This window comes from Hydrotalea flava (assembly GCF_001623405.1).
Taxonomy (GTDB): Bacteria; Bacteroidota; Bacteroidia; order Chitinophagales; family Chitinophagaceae; genus Hydrotalea; species Hydrotalea flava.
Window position 1 is genome coordinate 1 of sequence record NZ_LUHG01000064.1, and the last position, 1,161, is coordinate 1,161.

The 1,161-nt window shown below is 46.6% G+C and carries 1 protein-coding gene; it reads right to left on the reverse strand.

Going from position 1 to position 1,161, the window contains the following annotated elements; all coding sequences use genetic code 11:
- Positions 1-299: 299 nt before the first annotated feature.
- Positions 300-1,161, reverse strand: an 862-nt coding sequence (locus A0F92_RS06865) for an APC family permease (RefSeq protein WP_167516882.1), incomplete at its 5' end; no start/stop codon positions are given.

The following is a 1,161-nucleotide window of genomic DNA, read 5'->3' on the forward strand; positions in this document are numbered from 1 at the left end:
GTATTGGGTGTTGGCATATTTTGTTGGGATTGCAACACAACCCTCGGTAGCATTCCCCGCAGATGGGTGTAGAAGTTTTTAACAGGTTTAGCAGATGGTTGCTGCAGCTTCATTGTTCCGCCCGGTGGGTGAGCCGAATTGTTCCACACAAAATTTCAATATTGGAACAACTCAGTGGGACTGCTTCTCTGAACAGCACCCGAGCACTGCGATGGGGAGATACTATGGAGACCATTTAATACCGGCAGTACACTGAGGTTACTGTTACGCCCTACAGCTTCACCCCGTTGCTTAACCCACTACACCTGATGCCCTTTCTTTTTTGAAAAATAATAAACAGGAATACCTACTGCTGTTATCAGAATACCTAACAGGGAGTTGATGATGGGCATGGTGCCGGCACGGTATTGCATAATATCAGTATACAAAGTGGAACCCAGAAAAAAAGTTACAAATGCAACAAACAAGAGGGGTACAAAAGGATATCCAAATACCCGGTAGGGTCGGGCGGTGTTTTTCATTTTACTGCGCAGAATAAATACCCCCAGTGCACTCATGCCATAAAAAAACCAACTCACAAAAATGAGCATATCTGTCAGCATATCGAAAGAGCCACTCAATATCAGCATCACTGTCCATACGGCATTGGTAATCAATGCATTGCCGGGGGTATGGTACTTTGGCTGCATTTTGCCCGCCCAGGCAAACCATCGGTTTTCGGTACCCATAGCATAGGTAACCCTTGCCGTTGCCAATACATTGGCATTGGTGGTGCTGATGATAGAGAAGATGACCATCAGCGCAATTATACTACCCCCCAATGTGCCCCATACCACCGTAGCAGCATCTGAAGCCACAAAAGCAGACAATGCCAAGCGATGGATGGGCAAAACATAGAGATAGGCCAGGTTTACCAATGCATATACCACCATACAAAAAAACAGACCCAATAACAGACTTTTGGGAATATTGCGTTGGGGTTGTTGAATTTCGCCGGCCACAAAAGTGATATTGTTCCAACCATCATAAGCCCAGAAGGCGCCTGCCAGGCCACCCTGTAAGCTCCCCCAAAGCCCATCCCGTTGGTACACCGGGTAAATGTTCCTGCAAATGATGCCAATGCCCTTTTCCGGACAACAAAATGCCACCAAATAGCAGCAA